The organism is Chromobacterium sp. Rain0013 (assembly GCF_015291765.1).
GTDB classification, from domain to species: Bacteria; Pseudomonadota; Gammaproteobacteria; order Burkholderiales; family Chromobacteriaceae; genus Chromobacterium; species Chromobacterium haemolyticum.
Genome location: NZ_CP031514.1, coordinates 1,781,656 through 1,795,790, shown reverse-complemented (window position 1 = coordinate 1,795,790; position 14,135 = coordinate 1,781,656). Strand labels below are relative to the sequence as shown.

Sequence of the window (14,135 nt, the reverse complement as noted above, 5' to 3'; positions counted from 1 at the left end):
AACGGCCACGGCGCAAAAAAAGACAGCGGGCCATGCCCGCCGTGTCGCTTCGAGGCGCGCGGACGGCGCCGCGTCAATGCGGCTCCTGAGCGCGGCCAAGGCGAGCCAGATAGGCCTCCCGGCTTTCCACTCCGCGCAGGAAGCGCGACAGCTCGGCCAACGCGCGCTCGTACACCTCGCGCTTGAACTCGATCACCGCGTCCACCGGCGCCCAGTATTCGTTCCAGCGCCAGCCGTCAAACTCGGGGTGGCTGCTGGCGCGCAGGCAAACGTCGCACTCGCGCCCCACCAGCTTCAGCAGAAACCAAATCTGCTTCTGCCCCTTGTAACTGCCGCGCCACTCCCGGCGCACCCAGTTGGTCGGCACCTCGTAACGCATCCAGTCGCGGGTGCGTCCCAGTATTTTCACATGTTGCGGCAGCAAACCCACCTCTTCCAGCAGCTCGCGATACATCGCGGCTTCCGGACTCTCGCCTGGCTTGATCCCGCCTTGCGGAAACTGCCAGGAATGCTCCCGCACTCGCTTGCCCCAGAACACCTCATTTTTACCGTTGATGAGGATGATTCCGACATTGGGGCGGTATCCGTCCCGGTCCAGCATTGGAAAACCTGCAATTCATCTAGTTGAACGAATTTTTGCACATTTCGCCCCGCCTTGCCATGGACTCTATCGCCAGCCTCGCAAAGGTTCGACTTCGTCCGGAACTGCGCTGGCGCAAGGATTGCTCAGGCGCGGACTCCCCCAAGAGGCGAAAACGATGCTACGATTCCACGATTAAACGTCAAACCCAACGCTTACATGGCATTTCTGCTAAAAAGATCGTTGCTGGCTCAGCTTCCCAAGCTGCGCATGCAAGCCGACGCCATCACCACCCTGCACCAGACCGCCGACTTCCGCCTTTGCCTGCTGGAAGCGATCGCGCAGGCCCGGCACCGCATCTATATCGCCGCGCTCTATCTGGAGCATGACGAAGCCGGCCAGGAAGTGCTGGACGCGCTGTTCGCCGCCAAACAGCGGCAACCGCAGCTGGATATCCGCGTCATGGTGGACTGGCACCGCGCCCAGCGCGGGCGCATCGGAGAAAGCCAGGACAGCTGCAACGCCGCCTGGTATCGGGCTCAGGCGCTACGGCACAACGTTGACGTGCCCATTTACGGCATCCCGGTGCAAACCCGCGAGCTGTTTGGCGTGCTGCATCTTAAAGGGCTGATCATTGACGACCAGGTGCTGTACAGCGGCGCCAGCATCAACAATGTCTACTTGCACAAATTGGATAAGTACCGCTTCGACCGCTACCACCTGATTCGCAATCAGGCGCTGGCGGATGTGATGTCCAGCTATATGCACGAGCAGTTCTTCAACGACCCCGCGGTATTCCGGCTGGACAAACCGGCGCCGGCCACCCGCAGCATACGCAAGGAAATCCGCGCCTTCCGCGATAAGATCAGCCATAGCCAATACCGGATTGAAAACCCGACAGGCGCGGAAGACGGACTGGCCATCAGCCCGATTGTCGGCATCGGCAAAGGGAATATGCTCAACCGGGTGATTCTGGAACTGGTTGCAAACACCCGCAATTCGCTGTTCATCTGCACACCCTATTTCAATTTTCCGCGGCCGGTGGTGCTCGCCATCAGCAAGGCGCTGCGCCGCGGCGTGCAAATCGACATCGTCGTCGGCGACAAAACCGCCAATGACTTCTACATTCCGCCCAGCGAGCCCTTCCGCGTCATCGGCGCGCTGCCCTATCTCTACGAAATGAACTTGCGCCGCTTCGCCAAGCGCCAACGCCACTACATCGGCATCGGCCAGCTGCGGGTGCATCAGTGGAAAGACGGCGACAACACCTATCACCTCAAAGGCATGTTCAGCGACCAGCGCTACATGCTGCTGACCGGCAACAATCTCAATCCGCGCGCCTTCCGCCTGGACATGGAGAATGCGTTGCTGATCAGCGACCCCAACGCCGAACTCAAGCACCAGAACCAGCAAGAGCAGGAAAACATCTTGCGTCACAGCCGGCAGTTGCTGCATTACCGCGAACTGGAAGACGTTCGAACCTATCCCGAACAAATCAAAAAACTATTGACCCGCCTGAGCCGCGTGCGCATCGACCGCATGCTCAACCTGATGCTGTAAACGCTCTTAGAACCTGTTTACGATCTGCTGCGCGTCGGCGATACCGCGTTGAAAACCGCTTCGAAATGCTCATGTACCGTGTGTACACTCCGCTTTCTCAGCTGTTTTCGCCTTGCCTCACCTTGGCTCGCGAGATCGTAAACACGTTCTTAAGCCCCCCGCGCGACGGCGGAGAAAACGGGAGGCGCAAAAGCGCATCAGCGTTTCGAAACCGCCGCGTCCCGAATAGGCTCTAAACGTCCCCGCCATTTCCGCCCGCATCGGCCCATATGCTAAAAAGATGAAAGCGCTTAGCAAAACATGGAGCCCGAGATGTCGGCCATCAAGATCAACACCCAAAACCTGAGCATCAGCCACGAGCTGTCGGAAAAGTGGCAGCAGGTGCTGGATCTGCTGGCCAAGATCGTAGACATCCCCGCCGCGCTGATCATGCAGAAGCAGGCGCCTAGCATCAAAGTCTTCCTCTCCAGCCATAGCCAAGGCAACCCGTACGAAGAAAACGAACTGGCCGACCTCGACACCGGCCTGTATTGCGAAACCGTGATGAGCAGCCGCAAGGAACTGTTGGTGCCCAACGCCTTGAAAGACCCCGGCTGGGATCACAACCCCGACATCAAGCTGGGCATGATCTCTTATCTGGGCATGCCGCTTATCTGGCCCAATCAGGATATCTTCGGCACCATCTGCGTGCTGGACCGCGTGGAAAATCCCTACAGCCCAACCCACAAGCAATTGCTCAGCCAGTTCCGCTCCATGGTGGAGCGCGACCTGCATCAGGTTTACCACGACATGGCCAGGGAACAAGAGGATGCCATTCTGCGCGCGGACGAGGCCGAACGCGTTAGGCGGGAATTCGAATCGCTGCGAGCCGGAGAGCGGAAAGCGTTACAGGCTTTGCGCGAAAGCGAGGAACGCTGGCACTTCGCACTGGAAGGCGCCGGCGACGGCGTATGGGATTGGGACATCGCCGGCGACGCCGTCTTTCTCTCCCCCCGCTGTCGGCAACTGCTGGGACTGGACGATAAAGACACCGGCGCGTTCAAGCTCTGGCACACCGGCATCCACCCCGACGACCTGCCGACGGTAAAGGCCGACATCACAGCCTATCGGCGCCAAGCAGAAGGCTCATTCACCTCGGAGCACCGTTTCCGCACACAGAACGGCTGGATCTGGCTGTTGAGCCGCGGCATGGTGGTGAGCCGCGACGAGCAGGGGCGGCCGTCGCGCATGATAGGCACCTACTCCGACATCAGCCAGCGCAAGCACGCGGAATCCGAGCTGCAACAGCTCAATAGTCACTTGGAAGACCGCGTCGCCAAGCGAAGCGCCGAGCTCAAACAGGCCATGCAGCAGATCAGCATTGCGGAAAAACAGACGGCGCTCGCCCGCATGGTCGCCGGCATGGCGCATGAATTGAACACGCCGATAGGAAATATTCTGCTTAGCGCTTCCGTATTGCACGCGGACCTCACGTCCATCATCCACGCAGACGAAGCCAAGCAACTCTCGCGCGGCAATCTGCAAGCCTTTCTGCGCAAGGCGGTCGAAACCAGCGAATTGTTGCAAAGAAACAGCGAGCTGGCCGGGGATCTGATCGGCCGCTTCAAGCTGATTGCCTCCGATCAACTCAACCAACCCAAGCGCGCGTTCAAGCCCGCTCAAACCATTGCCCAATTGACCCGCGCCCTGCTTCCGCCGGAGCACTATCCCGATATCCAGCTAACACTGGACGCGCCTCATGATCTACAGATCGAGAATTATCCGGGCGCTTTGGAACAGCTGCTGTCCCACCTCATCGCCAACAGTCTTGCCCACGGCTTCGACGGGCACGACCACGGCCGCATAGACATCCAGTTGCAAGCGCAGCAAGAAACGCTGCTGTTGCGCTATTCAGACGACGGCAAAGGTATTGCGCCAGAGCTGCAACACAAGGTTTTCGACCCCTTCTTCACCACGCAAATGGGACAGAGCGGCGTGGGACTGGGACTCGCCATGGTGCACAACATCGTGCACACCATACTGAAAGGCGAGATTCGGCTAGACAGCGCACCGGGACAAGGCGCCAGCTTCACCATCCGCTTCCCTCCCAACCAACACTGAGCCGCAAGGCGGACCGTCCCAGACGCGCGAAAGCCTCCCATGGGGAGGCTTGGCAAGGTCTGAACACCAATGCAAAAGCCCAGCTCGTCTGAGCTGGGCTTCGCAATCGGGCGTCTGGCGGTGTCCTACTTTCACATGGCGAATGCCACACTATCATCGGCGCTAAGGCGTTTCACGGTCCTGTTCGGGATGGGAAGGCGTGGGACCACCTCGCTATGGCCACCAGACATAAACTGGTACAAACTAGAAGAAGCCTAGGCTGATCTTTGATCAGCCCACATATATTCGGTATTCAATTGTGTCGCACACCCACATCTCGTCGCTCAGTCTCCCAAGCCACTCAAATGATAGGATCAAGCCTCACGAGCAATTAGTATCGGTTAGCTTAACGCCTCACAGCGCTTCCACACCCGACCTATCAACGTCCTGGTCTCGAACGACTCTTCAGGAGGGTCAAGCCCTCAGGGAAGTCTCATCTTCAGGCGAGTTTCCCGCTTAGATGCTTTCAGCGGTTATCTCTTCCGCACTTAGCTACCCGGCAATGCGACTGGCGTCACAACCGGTACACCAGAGGTGCGTCCACTCCGGTCCTCTCGTACTAGGAGCAGCCCCCGTCAAACTTCCAACGCCCACTGCAGATAGGGACCAAACTGTCTCACGACGTTTTGAACCCAGCTCACGTACCACTTTAAATGGCGAACAGCCATACCCTTGGGACCGGCTACAGCCCCAGGATGTGATGAGCCGACATCGAGGTGCCAAACACCGCCGTCGATGTGAACTCTTGGGCGGTATCAGCCTGTTATCCCCGGAGTACCTTTTATCCGTTGAGCGATGGCCCTTCCATTCAGAACCACCGGATCACTATGTCCTGCTTTCGCACCTGCTCGACTTGTCGGTCTCGCAGTTAAGCTACCTTTTGCCATTGCACTATCAGCACGATTTCCGACCGTACCTAGGTAACCTTCGAACTCCTCCGTTACACTTTGGGAGGAGACCGCCCCAGTCAAACTGCCTACCATGCACTGTCCCCAATCCGGATCACGGACCAAGGTTAGAACCTCAAACACACCAGGGTGGTATTTCAAGGACGGCTCCATGAGAACTAGCGTTCCCACTTCATAGCCTCCCACCTATCCTACACAAGTCTGTTCAAAGTCCAATGCAAAGCTACAGTAAAGGTTCACGGGGTCTTTCCGTCTAGCAGCGGGGAGATTGCATCTTCACAAACACTTCAACTTCGCTGAGTCTCAGGAGGAGACAGTGTGGCCATCGTTACGCCATTCGTGCGGGTCGGAACTTACCCGACAAGGAATTTCGCTACCTTAGGACCGTTATAGTTACGGCCGCCGTTTACTGGGGCTTCGATCAAGAGCTTGCACCCCATCACTTAACCTTCCAGCACCGGGCAGGCGTCACACCGTATACGTCCACTTTCGTGTTGGCACAGTGCTGTGTTTTTGTTAAACAGTCGCAGCCACCGATTCTCTGCGACCTCTCAAAGCTCCTCCCGCAGGGGATTCACTCTAAGAGGCATACCTTCTCCCGAAGTTACGGTATCAATTTGCCGAGTTCCTTCTCCTGAGTTCTCTCAAGCGCCTTAGAATTCTCATCCTGCCCACCTGTGTCGGTTTGCGGTACGGTTCTTATGCAGCTGAAGCTTAGTGGCTTTTCCTGGAAGCGTGGTATCAGTCACTTCAGGTCCGTAGACCCTCGTCATCACGTCTCGGCCTTAAGGGAAGGCGGATTTGCCTACCTCCCCAGCCTACCGGCTTAAACAGACTATTCCAACAGTCTGATGACCTAACCTTCTCCGTCCCCACATCGCACTGCATAAAAGTACGGGAATTTTAACCCGTTTCCCATCGACTACGCTTTTCAGCCTCGCCTTAGGGGCCGACTCACCCTACGCCGATGAACGTTGCGTAGGAAACCTTGGGCTTTCGGCGAGCGGGCTTTTCACCCGCTTTATCGCTACTCATGTCAGCATTCGCACTTCTGATATCTCCAGCATCCCTTACGAGACACCTTCTCAGACCTACAGAACGCTCCCCTACCATCTGCACTTACGTGCAAATCCGCAGCTTCGGTTATCAGTTTGAGCCCCGTTACATCTTCCGCGCAGGACGACTCGACCAGTGAGCTATTACGCTTTCTTTAAATGATGGCTGCTTCTAAGCCAACATCCTGGCTGTCTAGGCCTTCCCACTTCGTTTACCACTTAACTGATCATTTGGGACCTTAGCTGGCGGTCTGGGTTGTTTCCCTCTTGACGATGGACGTTAGCACCCACCGTCTGTCTCCCATGCTCGCACTTTCCGGTATTCAGAGTTTGCCATGGTTTGGTAAATCGCAATGACCCCCTAGCCATAACAGTGCTTTACCCCCGGAAGTGATACATGAGGCACTACCTAAATAGTTTTCGGGGAGAACCAGCTATCTCCGAGTTTGTTTAGCCTTTCACCCCTATCCACAGCTCATCCCCTAGTTTTGCAACACTAGTGGGTTCGGACCTCCAGTGCGTGTTACCGCACCTTCATCCTGGCCATGGATAGATCACTCGGTTTCGGGTCTACGCCCAGCAACTAAATCGCCCTATTCGGACTCGGTTTCCCTACGCCTCCCCTATTCGGTTAAGCTCGCTACTGAACGTAAGTCGCTGACCCATTATACAAAAGGTACGCAGTCACGGAACAAGTCCGCTCCCACTGTTTGTATGCATCCGGTTTCAGGTTCTATTTCACTCCCCTCCCGGGGTTCTTTTCGCCTTTCCCTCACGGTACTGGTTCACTATCGGTCGATCATGAGTATTTAGCCTTGGAGGATGGTCCCCCCATCTTCAGACAGGATTTCTCGTGTCCCGCCCTACTTATCGTACGCCTAGTCCTTGGAATGCGTTTTCGTGTACGGGGCTATCACCCACTATGGCAGTCCTTTCCATGAACCTTCCACTAACACAATCCATAACACGTACAGGCTCTTCCGCGTTCGCTCGCCACTACTAACGGAATCTCGGTTGATTTCTTTTCCTGCAGCTACTTAGATGTTTCAGTTCGCTGCGTTCGCCTCCTCGTGCCTATGTATTCAGCACGGGATCTCCTTGCGGAGGGGTTTCCCCATTCGGACATCGCGGGATCAAAGCTCTATTGCCAGCTCCCCCGCGCTTTTCGCAGGCTTACACGTCCTTCTTCGCCTATGATCGCCAAGGCATCCACCAGATGCACTTAGTCGCTTGACCCTATCATTTCAGTAACCTGGATCACTAAAACAACAAGTTGTGTTTGTGCGACGACTACACCGCCCCTTTTGATATGGCGACGTAGCCTAGATACAATCAAATACCCAAGATGACGATCCAGCCAATGAAGACTTAACTCCATCGTCTTTCTCGCCGTCTTTATATATTCGGCTTCTTCAGTTTGTTAAAGATCGGGCGTTAAAAATACAACGCAAACACAACCAAGCTGTTTTGCAAACTCGCTTGTGTTTGAGTTGTGGTGGAGGATGACGGGATCGAACCGACGACCCCCTGCTTGCAAAGCAGGTGCTCTCCCAACTGAGCTAATCCCCCTCTTTTTGCCTTATGCAGCGTTGCTCAACAACTCATGTACAATTGTACATTTCGCTATTTCGCGCCTTGCCTAAGCCAAAAATTACGTATCGCTACGCAAATTCTTGGTGGGTCTGGTTGGACTCGAACCAACGACCCCCGCCTTATCAAGACGGTGCTCTAACCAGCTGAGCTACAAACCCATTTCTCGGTCAGCCATCGCTGGCTGACACGCCCTTAACTACAAATAACCGATAGGCTGTAAGTACTCGATCAACAACCTTCTCTAGAAAGGAGGTGATCCAGCCGCAGGTTCCCCTACGGCTACCTTGTTACGACTTCACCCCAGTCATGAATCCCACCGTGGTAAGCGGCCTCCTTACGGTTAGCCTACCCACTTCTGGTGAAACTCACTCCCATGGTGTGACGGGCGGTGTGTACAAGACCCGGGAACGTATTCACCGCAGCATGCTGATCTGCGATTACTAGCGATTCCGACTTCACGCACTCGAGTTGCAGAGTGCGATCCGGACTACGATCGGTTTTATGAGATTGGCTCCACCTCGCGGCTTCGCGACCCTCTGTACCGACCATTGTATGACGTGTGAAGCCCTGGTCATAAGGGCCATGAGGACTTGACGTCATCCCCACCTTCCTCCGGTTTGTCACCGGCAGTCCCATTAGAGTGCCCAACTTAATGATGGCAACTAATGGCAAGGGTTGCGCTCGTTGCGGGACTTAACCCAACATCTCACGACACGAGCTGACGACAGCCATGCAGCACCTGTGTTAACGCTCCCTTTCGGGCACCGCCACATCTCTGCAGCGTTCGTTACATGTCAAGACCAGGTAAGGTTTTTCGCGTTGCATCGAATTAATCCACATCATCCACCGCTTGTGCGGGTCCCCGTCAATTCCTTTGAGTTTTAACCTTGCGGCCGTACTCCCCAGGCGGTCAACTTCTCGCGTTAGCTTCGCTACCAAGGATTCAAACCCCCAACAGCTAGTTGACATCGTTTAGGGCGTGGACTACCAGGGTATCTAATCCTGTTTGCTCCCCACGCTTTCGTGCATGAGCGTCAGTGTCATCCCAGGGGGCTGCCTTCGCCATCGGTATTCCTCCGCATCTCTACGCATTTCACTGCTACACGCGGAATTCTACCCCCCTCTGACGCACTCTAGTCGTGCAGTCTCCAATGCCGTTCCCAGGTTAAGCCCGGGGCTTTCACATCAGACTTGCACAACCGCCTGCGCACGCTTTACGCCCAGTAATTCCGATTAACGCTTGCACCCTACGTATTACCGCGGCTGCTGGCACGTAGTTAGCCGGTGCTTATTCTTCCGGTACTCTCAGCCCCAGTAGGTATTAACCACTGGGATTTGCTCCCGGACAAAAGTCCTTTACAACCCGAAGGCCTTCTTCAGACACGCGGCATGGCTGGATCAGGCTTGCGCCCATTGTCCAAAATTCCCCACTGCTGCCTCCCGTAGGAGTCTGGGCCGTGTCTCAGTCCCAGTGTGGCGGATCATCCTCTCAGACCCGCTACTGATCGTTGCCTTGGTGAGCCTTTACCCCACCAACTAGCTAATCAGACATCGGCTGCTCGTATAACGTGAGGCCTTACGGTCCCCCACTTTCCCCCTCAGGGCGTATGCGGTATTAATCCGGCTTTCGCCGAGCTATCCCCCATTACACGGTACATTCCGATGCATTACTCACCCGTTCGCCACTCGTCAGCGGTGCAAGCACCCTGTTACCGTTCGACTTGCATGTGTAAAGCATGCCGCCAGCGTTCAATCTGAGCCAGGATCAAACTCTTCAGTTCAATTCCAAGCAAATTTTCTGGCACGCAAGATCAAAGAAACATCGAGACATTTCTCGTCTTGCAGTGCAAGTGTTTGGTCATCGACCGAGCACTTACACCTATCGGTTATTCGTTCTGTTAAAGATCGGTGCAGATCGCTGCGTTTCGTTTCCGTCGCTGCGTTGTCTGCTGAGGAGGCGAACTATACGTCACGCCCCTAAACCCGTCAACACCTTTTGCGACAAAAATCTCAACAACGGCGGGCCGCGCAGGGCAAACCCTTGATGCGGCAACGGATATCCATAAAGGGTATTTGCCAACCCCCGCCCCATGTCCCGACTATCCATGAAAAACGGGCCGGCGAAACGCCGGCCCCTTGTTGGATATACGTGCTTCCTCTAGTTTTTCACGCTCTCCGCCGGCTTTAGGTAAGGCAAGAAAGCATTGACCACTTCAGGATCATCCGGCTTGGTCCGCGTGCCTATGCTGACAACCTTGCTTGCGCCGGGCAGGATCAAATACTTGTGGAAGTTCCATACCGGAGCGTCGTCGGTGGCCTTGATCAAGGCTTTGAAGAACGGCTGCGCATCGGCGCCGCGCACATGCCCTTTTACAGCCATCGGAAAGGTCACGCCATAATTGGCTTCGCAGAACGCGCCGATCTCCTTATCGCTGTCCAGTTCCTGAAAGAAGTCGTTGCTGGGAAAGCCGACCACCATCAGACCGCGCTGCCCATAGGTTTGATACAACGATTGCAGTTGCTTGAACTGCGGCGTGAAGCCGCAGTGGCTGGCGGTATTGACCACCAGCAGCGGCCGATCCGCGTATTGGCATAGATTAATCTGGCCGCCCATCAGGCCCGGCACGGTGTAGTTCAACAAAGCCGGGCAAGCCGCCAGCACCGCCTGACTGCAAAAAATCAGCATTGCGCCCCATCGTTTCATTCGCGTCTCCTCGCTGCGCCATGTATTGATGGCAGACAAAATGATAAGGCAATGCTTGAAGCATTGCCTTATCTATTGTCCCGAGCACCGCATGCGGGCGTCTGCTGTCATTCCTGCTGGCTGGCGATGTCGGCCCGCACCTTGTCCATATCCAGTTCCCGCAGACCTTGAATCAACTGCTCAAACTGAGCGGCCATCATCGCCCCAGCCTGGTTGAATACCATGATGCCATCCTTGATGGCGATCAGCGTGGGTATGGAGCGGATATTGAAGTGGGCGGCCAGATCTCGCTCGTCTTCAGTATTGATCTTGCCGAACACGATGTCGGCGTGCTTTTCCGATGCGGCTTCAAAAGTGGGACCGAACATTTTGCACGGACCGCACCACGGCGCCCAAAAGTCGAGAATGACCAAGCCTTCCTCTTTCATATGGGCGTTGAAGTTGTCGGCGCTGAGGTTGATGTAAGCCATGGGGGTGTCTTTCGCTGTCTGAAGCGCCCGCCAACGGCGGGCTGTTGCAGCAAAGATAGGTACGCGCCCGCGGCATTGCAAGGCTATCGCCCAGTTGAATTTATCAATCCAGACGATAGCCGCTGTCGCCGCGATGCTTAGCCTATGAAGGGCAGCGCGAGGTAGAGCTTGATCACGATGGCGTTGACGATGTCAATGAAGAAGGCGCCAACCATGGGCACGACCAGGAAGGCCAGGTGCGAGGGGCCGAAGCGTTCGGTCACCGCCTGCATATTGGCGATGGCGGTGGGCGTGGCGCCCAGGCCGAAGCCGCAGTGGCCGGCGGCCAGCACCGCCGCGTCATAATTGCGCCCCATCACCCGGAAGGTGACGAAAATCGCATACATCGCCATCGCCGCGGTTTGCGCCAGCAGTAGCACGAAGATGGGCAGCGCCAAGGCCGCTAAATCCCACAAACGCAGGGACATCAAGGCTAGCGCCAGGAACAGCGACAGGCTGACGTTGCCCAGCACCGATACTTCGCGCTCGAAGATTTGATACCAGCCCAAAGCCGCTAGCCCGTTGCTGATCAACACGCCGACAAACAGCACGCAGACGAAGGTGGGCAATTCCAGCGGCGTGCCTTTAAGCAGGCCGCCGAGAAAGGTGCCGCCCAACAGACAGACGGCGATCAGCGCCAGCGTCTCGATAAAGGAATGCGGAGTGATCAGACGTTGTGCGTCCGGCTGTTCGAAAGCCAGCGGCGGATCGTCGGCATTGTGCTCGGCGCCCGGGGCTTTGACTTTTTTGACCAGAAAACGCGCCACCGGGCCGCCGATTAGGCCGCCCAGCACCAACCCGAAAGTGGCGCAAGCCAGCGCCAGTTCCGACGCGGAGGCCAAACCGTACTTGGATGCAAAGGTGCCTCCCCAGGCCGCGCCGGTGCCATGGCCGCCGGACAAGGTAATGGAGCCGGCCAGCAGGCCCATCAATGGATCCAGGCCCAGCAGGCTGGCCAGAGCGATGCCAAGTGTGTTCTGCACCAGCAGCAGGCCAACCACCACCGCCAGGAAAACGCCAACTGTCTTGCCGCCCTGCCTCAGGCTTTTCAAATTGGCATTGAGGCCGATGGAAGCGAAGAAGGCCAGCATGAGCGGGGTTTGCAGCGAAGCGTCGAAGCGAACCTCGTTACCGGTCAGTTGACGGAACAGCAACAGCAGGGCGGCAATCAGCAAGCCGCCAACTACCGGCTCGGGGATATTGTAGGTGCGCAGCGCGCCGACATGCGCCACTAGTTTGCGCCCGAGCAGCAAAACCAGCGACGCGGCCACCAAGGTGCCGTAGAAATCCAGTTGAATCATCGAGTCTCCCTATTGTTTGATGAGCGAAGGCGCGCTTGATTCAGACTAGCAGCTGTCGGAATGTTGTCGCGCCCTGCAATACGATAGGCAACCCGGGGATAAAGTTCGGCCCCTAATTAATAGAGGCCTTATAGAGTGAATATCAACCGCTAGTCGCGACGAATCCGCCAGCATTGATGAATGGCGCGGTTGCGGAAGTCTTCCGGCACCGATTGCGCGCTGATGTCGCTGATGAGGTAATCGTCGGACAGTCTCTCGTCCAACTTGAAGCTGCGGAGATTATTGGAGAAGTACAAGGTGCCGCCCGGAGCCAGCAGCGCCATTGCGTAGTCAATCAGCCAGACATGGTCGCGCTGCACGTCCAGAATGTCGCGCATCTTCTTGGAGTTGGAGAAGGTAGGCGGGTCCATAACGATCAGATCAAACTGCTTGCCGGCATCCACGGCGTCTTCCAGGTACTGAAACACATCCGCCCGCACCAGTTCGTGCCGGGCAAGGTCCAGGCCATTGAGTTCGAAGTTACGGCGCGACCAATCCTGATAGGTATTGGACATGTCCACGGTTTCGGAGCGGATCGCGCCGCCGCAGGCTGCGTAGACAGTGAAGCTTCCGGTGTAGGCGAACAGATTGAGGAAACGCTTGCCGGCGGCTTCTTCCCTCACCCGCTTGCGGGTGTTGCGATGGTCCAGGAACAGGCCGGTATCCAAGTAGGCTTCGAGATTAACAATAAAGCGCTGACCGAACTCGTTGACGATAAAGTCGCAGCCCTGTTGCCCCGCTTTCTCATACTGGCTCACGCCTTTCTGGCGACGACGGTTCTTTAGCGTCACCGCCTCATGCGCAAGGCCCGTCACCGCGCACAGGCTGTCCACCACCGCGTTGATCCATTCGCGGTAAGCGTCGTCCTCCATCTCCCACCCCGTGTCGTACTCCTGCAGGTGGATGCGCTCGCCGTACACGTCCACCGCGAACGGGAACTGCGGCACGTCCTTGTCGTAGACTCGCCAGGCGTCCAGCCCCTGGCGACGCGCCCATTTGGCGTAGTGCTTGAAATTCTTAGCCAGGCGATTGGCGAATGGGCTGACGTCCAGCATGAGTCCTCGATATTGGCGATGGGCAAAACACAAAACAAACGCGCCGCTGACTGCAGGCGGCGCGCGAACGGATATCCAATTCTATTACAGCCGCGGCTATTCGGACGAATACATCTCGATCAGCTTGCTGTAAACCGGTTCCGGCAAGTATTGGCGAATCACGCTTTCCCAGCCCCTCGGCCCCACCAGGCCCTTGACCATCGTGGACGACACTTCGGCGTACTCACGCGGCGGCAGCAGGAAAATAGTGGTGATGTCCGGGTGCAGATCGGAATTGATATAGCGCATGGTGCGCTCGTATTCATAATCGCTGGCGGTGCGGATGCCGCGGATGATGTAGTTTGCGCCTATGCTTTGCGCGTAATTAACCAGAAACTGATTCTCGAACACATCCACCCGCAGCTTGCTGAAGCCGCCAGTGACGGCGCGCAACAAAGCCACTCGTTCCTCGACACTGAAGGTACAGTGTTTTTCCGGGTTCACTCCGACCGCTACGATCAATTCGTCAAACAGCTCCACCGCTTCACGAATCATCCAGAGGTGACCATTGGTCACCGGGTCGAAGCTGCCCGCGTACACGGCTCGCTTCAATTCTCGTTTTCCTTTGACTGTATGATGTGCCATGGCGAATGTATCGTGGTCGTTGGGGGCGGGTAAAGCAATTTTTGTGCATTGCGCAAAATGTTTCGCTT

At 56.4% G+C, this 14,135-nt stretch carries 8 protein-coding genes, 2 tRNA genes and 3 rRNA genes; 2 read left to right on the top strand and 11 right to left on the bottom strand.

The features are described 5' to 3' along the window. Window positions 1-73 precede the first annotated feature (73 nt). Window positions 74-601, bottom strand: coding sequence for an RNA pyrophosphohydrolase (locus DXT74_RS08410; RefSeq protein ID WP_019103838.1), 528 nt, complete (start codon window positions 599-601; stop codon window positions 74-76). Window positions 602-799: 198 nt separating this feature from the next. Here DXT74_RS08410 and pssA point away from each other — a divergent pair, with 198 nt between their 5' ends. Both pssA and DXT74_RS08400 read left to right on the top strand, forming a co-directional pair. Next, window positions 800-2,140, top strand: a complete 1,341-nt coding sequence (pssA, locus tag DXT74_RS08405) for a CDP-diacylglycerol--serine O-phosphatidyltransferase (protein WP_194427725.1) — start codon at window positions 800-802, stop codon at window positions 2,138-2,140. Between the two features lie 312 nt (window positions 2,141-2,452). Beyond that, the gene (locus DXT74_RS08400) at window positions 2,453-4,240 is read left to right on the top strand and encodes an ATP-binding protein (RefSeq protein WP_194427724.1); all 1,788 of its coding nucleotides are present in this window, start codon (window positions 2,453-2,455) and stop codon (window positions 4,238-4,240) included. 112 nt (window positions 4,241-4,352) lie between these two features. Here DXT74_RS08400 and rrf read toward each other — a convergent pair. From rrf to coaD, 10 genes are all read right to left on the bottom strand, one after another. Next, window positions 4,353-4,467 (bottom strand): 5S ribosomal RNA (gene rrf, locus DXT74_RS08395). Window positions 4,468-4,589: 122 nt separating this feature from the next. Next, window positions 4,590-7,478, bottom strand: a 23S ribosomal RNA gene (locus tag DXT74_RS08390). Between the two features lie 257 nt (window positions 7,479-7,735). Continuing rightward, window positions 7,736-7,811: transfer RNA gene (locus tag DXT74_RS08385), tRNA-Ala, on the bottom strand. Between the two features lie 105 nt (window positions 7,812-7,916). After that, window positions 7,917-7,993 (bottom strand) — tRNA-Ile (locus tag DXT74_RS08380). Window positions 7,994-8,080: 87 nt separating this feature from the next. Beyond that, window positions 8,081-9,616 (bottom strand): 16S ribosomal RNA (locus DXT74_RS08375). Together the 16S, 23S and 5S rRNA genes with 2 tRNA genes alongside form the textbook arrangement of a ribosomal RNA operon. 377 nt (window positions 9,617-9,993) lie before the next feature. Continuing rightward, window positions 9,994-10,539, bottom strand: a complete 546-nt coding sequence (locus tag DXT74_RS08370; protein ID WP_039756336.1) for a glutathione peroxidase — start codon at window positions 10,537-10,539, stop codon at window positions 9,994-9,996. A 107-nt stretch (window positions 10,540-10,646) separates the two neighbouring features. Further along, window positions 10,647-11,009: a thioredoxin gene (gene trxA, locus DXT74_RS08365; protein WP_043590839.1), complete on the bottom strand. Its 363-nt coding sequence runs from the start codon at window positions 11,007-11,009 to the stop codon at window positions 10,647-10,649. A 137-nt stretch (window positions 11,010-11,146) separates the two neighbouring features. Further along, window positions 11,147-12,349, bottom strand: a complete 1,203-nt coding sequence (gene gltS, locus DXT74_RS08360) for a sodium/glutamate symporter (protein ID WP_019103841.1) — start codon at window positions 12,347-12,349, stop codon at window positions 11,147-11,149. A 149-nt stretch (window positions 12,350-12,498) separates the two neighbouring features. Further along, on the bottom strand, window positions 12,499-13,443 hold the full coding sequence (locus DXT74_RS08355) for a class I SAM-dependent methyltransferase (RefSeq protein WP_043641148.1): 945 nt from the start codon (window positions 13,441-13,443) through the stop codon (window positions 12,499-12,501). Between the two features lie 96 nt (window positions 13,444-13,539). Further along, window positions 13,540-14,067: a pantetheine-phosphate adenylyltransferase gene (gene coaD, locus DXT74_RS08350; RefSeq protein WP_043590836.1), complete on the bottom strand. Its 528-nt coding sequence runs from the start codon at window positions 14,065-14,067 to the stop codon at window positions 13,540-13,542. Window positions 14,068-14,135: the final 68 nt, after the last annotated feature.